The following is a 5,406-nucleotide window of genomic DNA, read 5'->3' as shown; positions in this document are numbered from 1 at the left end:
GGTATATAACAAAAAAACCTTTATCGTAAAGATAAAGGTTTTTTAAAAATAAAATAAAAACTGGCGGCGGCCTACTCTCCCGCGTTAGCAGTACCATCGGCGCTGGTGGGCTTAACTTCTGTGTTCGGAATGGGAACAGGTGAGCCCCACCGCTAAAACCACCCTAAAGAAGGTATATAAGATATCAGAGGATAGATTTCAGATTTCAGACTTCAAGGTCTGGTATCTGATGTCTTATATCTGACATCTGTTTTAAGCGATAAAAACTTTCACAAAGACAAAACCTTCACTGCGCATAAAGCACCTGGTTTATATTAGTAACCATAGACTATAAATCTACGGGTAATTAGTACTACTTGGCTATGACATTACTGTCTTTACACCTATAGCCTATCAACGTCGTCATCTACAACGACCCTTAAAAGATGTCTCATCTTGAGGCGAGTTTCGCACTTATATGCTTTCAGTGCTTATCTCTTCCAAACGTAGCTACTCAGCGGTGCACCTGGCGGTACAACTGATACACCAGAGGTTTGTTCAATTCGGTCCTCTCGTACTAGAATCAAGCCCTCTCAAACATCTAACGCCCGCAATAGATAGAGACCGAACTGTCTCACGACGTTCTGAACCCAGCTCGCGTGCCACTTTAATGGGCGAACAGCCCAACCCTTGGGACCTTCTCCAGCCCCAGGATGTGACGAGCCGACATCGAGGTGCCGAACCTCCCCGTCGATGTGAGCTCTTGGGGGAGACTAGCCTGTTATCCCCGGAGTACCTTTTATCCTATGAGCGATGGCCCTTCCATACGGAACCACCGGATCACTATGTCCTGCTTTCGCACCTGATCGACTTGTAGGTCTCACAGTCAAGCACCCTTATGCCATTACACTCTACGCACGGTTACCAAGCGTGCTGAGGGTACCTTTGAAAGCCTCCGTTACTCTTTTGGAGGCGACCACCCCAGTCAAACTACCCACCACGCAATGTCCTTCTAAAAGAAGTTAGGCTCCAAGTAAGTAAAGGGTGGTATTTCAACGTCGGCTCCACAAACACTAGCGTGCCTGCTTCAAAGCCTCCCACCTATCCTACACATTACTTACTCAAAGTCAATACGAAGTTATAGTAAAGGTTCACAGGGTCTTTTCGTCCCATTGCGGGTAATCGGCATCTTCACCGATACTACAATTTCACCGAGCTCGTGGCTGAGACAGTGCCCAGATCGTTACACCATTCGTGCAGGTCGGAACTTACCCGACAAGGAATTTCGCTACCTTAGGACCGTTATAGTTACGGCCGCCGTTTACTGGGGCTTCAGTTAATGCCTTCGCTTACGCTAAGCACCTTCCTTAACCTTCCAGCACCGGGCAGGTGTCAGACCCTATACAGCATCTTTCGATTTAGCAGAGTCCTGTGTTTTTGATAAACAGTCGCCTGGGCCTCTTCACTGCGGCCAACATTGCTGTTGGCGTCTCTTCTTCCGAAGTTACGAGACTATTTTGCCTAGTTCCTTAGCCACGACTCACTCGAGCACCTTAGGATTCTCTCCTCGACCACCTGTGTCGGTTTTGGTACGGGTTGCTTCACTTCGGCTTTTCTTGGATCAGATTACACTACAGCAGCTTCGCCCGAAGGCTAGGCCTTGACTATTCCGTCAGTCTCCAGCAGCTACATCCAACCGTCCCCTTTTATTGTGAGCAAGTATGGGAATATTAACCCATTGTCCATCCACTACCCCTTTCGGGTTCGCGTTAGGTCCCGACTAACCCTCAGCTGATTAGCATGGCTGAGGAAGCCTTGGTCTTTCGGTGAGCAGGTTTCTCGCCTGCTTTATCGTTACTTATGCCTACATTTTCTTTTCTATCCGCTCCACAATACCTCACAGTACTGCTTCGGCGCAAATAGAATGCTCTCCTACCAGATATATCTAAAATATAAATCCATAGCTTCGGTAATATGTTTATGCCCGATTATTATCCATGCCGGACCGCTCGACTAGTGAGCTGTTACGCACTCTTTAAATGAATGGCTGCTTCCAAGCCAACATCCTAGCTGTCAATGCAGTCCAACCGCGTTGCTTCAACTTAACATATATTTTGGGACCTTAGCTGTTGGTCTGGGTTCTTTCCCTCTCGGACATGGACCTTAGCACCCATGCCCTCACTGCCGTAGAACATTTATTAGCATTCGGAGTTTGTCAGGAATTGGTAGGCGATGAAACCCCCGCATCCAATCAGTAGCTCTACCTCTAATAAACTTATATACGACGCTGCACCTAAATGCATTTCGGAGAGTACGAGCTATCTCCCAGTTTGATTGGCCTTTCACCCCTACCCACAGGTCATCCGAAGACTTTTCAACGTCAACCGGTTCGGTCCTCCACTCTGTGTTACCAGAGCTTCAACCTGCCCATGGGTAGATCACAAGGTTTCGCGTCTAATCCTACTAACTATGCGCCCTATTCAGACTCGCTTTCGCTCCGGCTCCGGTACTTAATACCTTAACCTCGCTAGTAAAATTAACTCGTAGGCTCATTATGCAAAAGGCACGCCGTCACAGCATTACGCTGCTCCGACCGCTTGTAGGCGTACGGTTTCAGGTTCTATTTCACCCTTCTATTCGAAGTGCTTTTCACCTTTCCTTCACAGTACTTGTTCACTATCGGTCTTTCAGGAGTATTTAGCCTTGGAGGATGGTCCCCCCATATTCAGACAGGATTTCACGTGTCCCGCCCTACTCATTTATCATCTCTATATGCCTTTCGAGTACAGGATTATCACCTTCTATGATTGTTCTTTCCAGAACATTCCTCTAAACATAAAAAGACTTTTGGGCTAATCCGCTTTCGCTCGCCACTACTTACGGAATCTCTTCGATTTCTTTTCCTCCGGGTACTTAGATGTTTCAGTTCTCCGGGTTTGCTCCTCTTGCGAGGTGACATATCTTCAATATGCCGGGTTGCCCCATTCGGATATCTGCGGATCAATTCGTGTGTGCCAATCCCCGCAGCTTTTCGCAGCTTACCACGTCCTTCGTCGCCTCTGAAAGCCTAGGCATCCGCCATACGCCCTTAACGATTTCTTTCCTATTGGTTACTCAAGCGCTTTATGCGCTCGGTTTTCTCTTTGTGATGTCTTTACCGTTAATGTCAATGATCTTAATTTCTTTCTTTCAAACTGATGAACAAATGTTGTTTTTGGCTCCATTCGTAACTTTTAAATCAGTCTTCCAAAACTGTGGAGAATAAGGGAGTCGAACCCTTGACCTCCTGCGTGCAAGGCAGGCGCTCTAGCCAGCTGAGCTAATTCCCCTCTAGTAGACTTTAGATATCAGATTCCAGATCTCAGACCTAAATGTCTGATGTCTAATAGCTGATCTCTTCCTGTCTTTCAATTAGTAGTCTCGGGCAGGCTCGAACTGCCGACCTCTACATTATCAGTGTAGCGCTCTAACCAGCTGAGCTACGAGACTGTCTTTTAGACGTAAAAGATGATAGACTGATAGATAATAGACTAATTTCTTCGTCTTTCTCTCTCTGCTTTTATCTTCTTTGCCTCTCTCAATCCCTTTACTAATTTCTAGTGGGTTTTGTATTTTTATATATCAACCAAACAAAAAACTAAAGCTATGCTTTAAGTAAGTATTTTGTATCTTACGATACTGATTTTGTTTAACGTCCTAAGACGCTCTAAAATGAGATGTTCCAGCCGCACCTTCCGGTACGGCTACCTTGTTACGACTTAGCCCTAGTTACCTGTTTTACCCTAGGCAGCTCCTGTTACGGTCACCGACTTCAGGTACCCCAGACTTCCATGGCTTGACGGGCGGTGTGTACAAGGCCCGGGAACGTATTCACCGCGCCATGGCTGATGCGCGATTACTAGCGATTCCAGCTTCATAGAGTCGAGTTGCAGACTCCAATCCGAACTGAGACCGGCTTTCGAGATTTGCATCACTTCGCAGTGTAGCTGCCCTCTGTACCGGCCATTGTATTACGTGTGTGGCCCAAGGCGTAAGGGCCGTGATGATTTGACGTCATCCCCACCTTCCTCTCTACTTGCGTAGGCAGTCTCACTAGAGTCCCCAACTTAATGATGGCAACTAGTGACAGGGGTTGCGCTCGTTGCAGGACTTAACCTAACACCTCACGGCACGAGCTGACGACAACCATGCAGCACCTTGAAAAATGTCCGAAGAAAAGTCTATTTCTAAACCTGTCATTTCCCATTTAAGCCTTGGTAAGGTTCCTCGCGTATCATCGAATTAAACCACATAATCCACCGCTTGTGCGGGCCCCCGTCAATTCCTTTGAGTTTCAAACTTGCGTTCGTACTCCCCAGGTGGCTAACTTATCACTTTCGCTTAGTCTCTGAAACTTACATTCCAAAAACGAGTTAGCATCGTTTACGGCGTGGACTACCAGGGTATCTAATCCTGTTCGCTCCCCACGCTTTCGTCCATCAGCGTCAGTTGTTGCTTAGTAACCTGCCTTCGCAATTGGTGTTCTAAGTAATATCTATGCATTTCACCGCTACACTACTTATTCCAGCTACTTCAACAACACTCAAGACCTGCAGTATCAATGGCAGTTTCACAGTTAAGCTGTGAGATTTCACCACTGACTTACAGATCCGCCTACGGACCCTTTAAACCCAATAAATCCGGATAACGCTTGCACCCTCCGTATTACCGCGGCTGCTGGCACGGAGTTAGCCGGTGCTTATTCGTATAGTACCTTCAGCTACCCTCACGAGGGTAGGTTTATCCCTATACAAAAGAAGTTTACAACCCATAGGGCCGTCGTCCTTCACGCGGGATGGCTGGATCAGGCTCTCACCCATTGTCCAATATTCCTCACTGCTGCCTCCCGTAGGAGTCTGGTCCGTGTCTCAGTACCAGTGTGGGGGATCACCCTCTCAGGCCCCCTAAAGATCGTAGACTTGGTGAGCCGTTACCTCACCAACTATCTAATCTTGCGCGTGCCCATCTCTATCCACCGGAGTTTTCAATACCGAATGATGCCATCCAGTATATTATGGGGTATTAATCTTCCTTTCGAAAGGCTATCCCCCAGATAAAGGCAGGTTGCACACGTGTTCCGCACCCGTACGCCGCTCTCAAGATCCCGAAAGATCTCTACCGCTCGGCTTGCATGTGTTAGGCCTCCCGCTAGCGTTCATCCTGAGCCAGGATCAAACTCTCCATTGTATGTTTGTCTGACTCACTCAAAGTTTTTAACGCTTTAGTTTTTCCTTACTTGGTTGTTATATTGTATGTCAATGATCTTTATATCTTTCGCTTTTCAACGAAGCAATCTCTCTGTCAGTGTCGCTCCGTATTTGCGAGTGCAAAAGTAAAACTTTATTTTTTAATGACCAAATGTTTTTGAAGAAAATTTTAAAGTTTTTT

At 46.8% G+C, this 5,406-nt stretch carries 2 tRNA genes and 3 rRNA genes; all 5 read right to left on the bottom strand.

The features are described 5' to 3' along the window. Positions 1-58 precede the first annotated feature (58 nt). The 5 genes from rrf to A1704_RS08865 all read right to left on the bottom strand — a co-directional run bounded on the left by rrf (position 59) and on the right by A1704_RS08865 (position 5,205). Positions 59-166: ribosomal RNA gene (gene rrf / locus A1704_RS08885) — 5S ribosomal RNA — on the bottom strand. A 160-nt stretch (positions 167-326) separates the two neighbouring features. Continuing rightward, positions 327-3,081: ribosomal RNA gene (locus A1704_RS08880) — 23S ribosomal RNA — on the bottom strand. 153 nt (positions 3,082-3,234) lie between these two features. Next, positions 3,235-3,308, bottom strand: a tRNA-Ala gene (locus A1704_RS08875). An 86-nt stretch (positions 3,309-3,394) separates the two neighbouring features. Further along, positions 3,395-3,468: transfer RNA gene (locus A1704_RS08870), tRNA-Ile, on the bottom strand. A gap of 220 nt (positions 3,469-3,688) precedes the next feature. Then, a 16S ribosomal RNA gene (locus A1704_RS08865) occupies positions 3,689-5,205 on the bottom strand. The 16S, 23S and 5S rRNA genes sit together here with 2 tRNA genes alongside, the layout of an rRNA operon. Positions 5,206-5,406: the final 201 nt, after the last annotated feature.

Origin of the sequence: Chryseobacterium cucumeris, assembly GCF_001593385.1 — a bacterium.
GTDB classification, from domain to species: Bacteria; Bacteroidota; Bacteroidia; order Flavobacteriales; family Weeksellaceae; genus Chryseobacterium; species Chryseobacterium cucumeris.
This window is presented reverse-complemented; position numbering and strand designations above follow the sequence as displayed.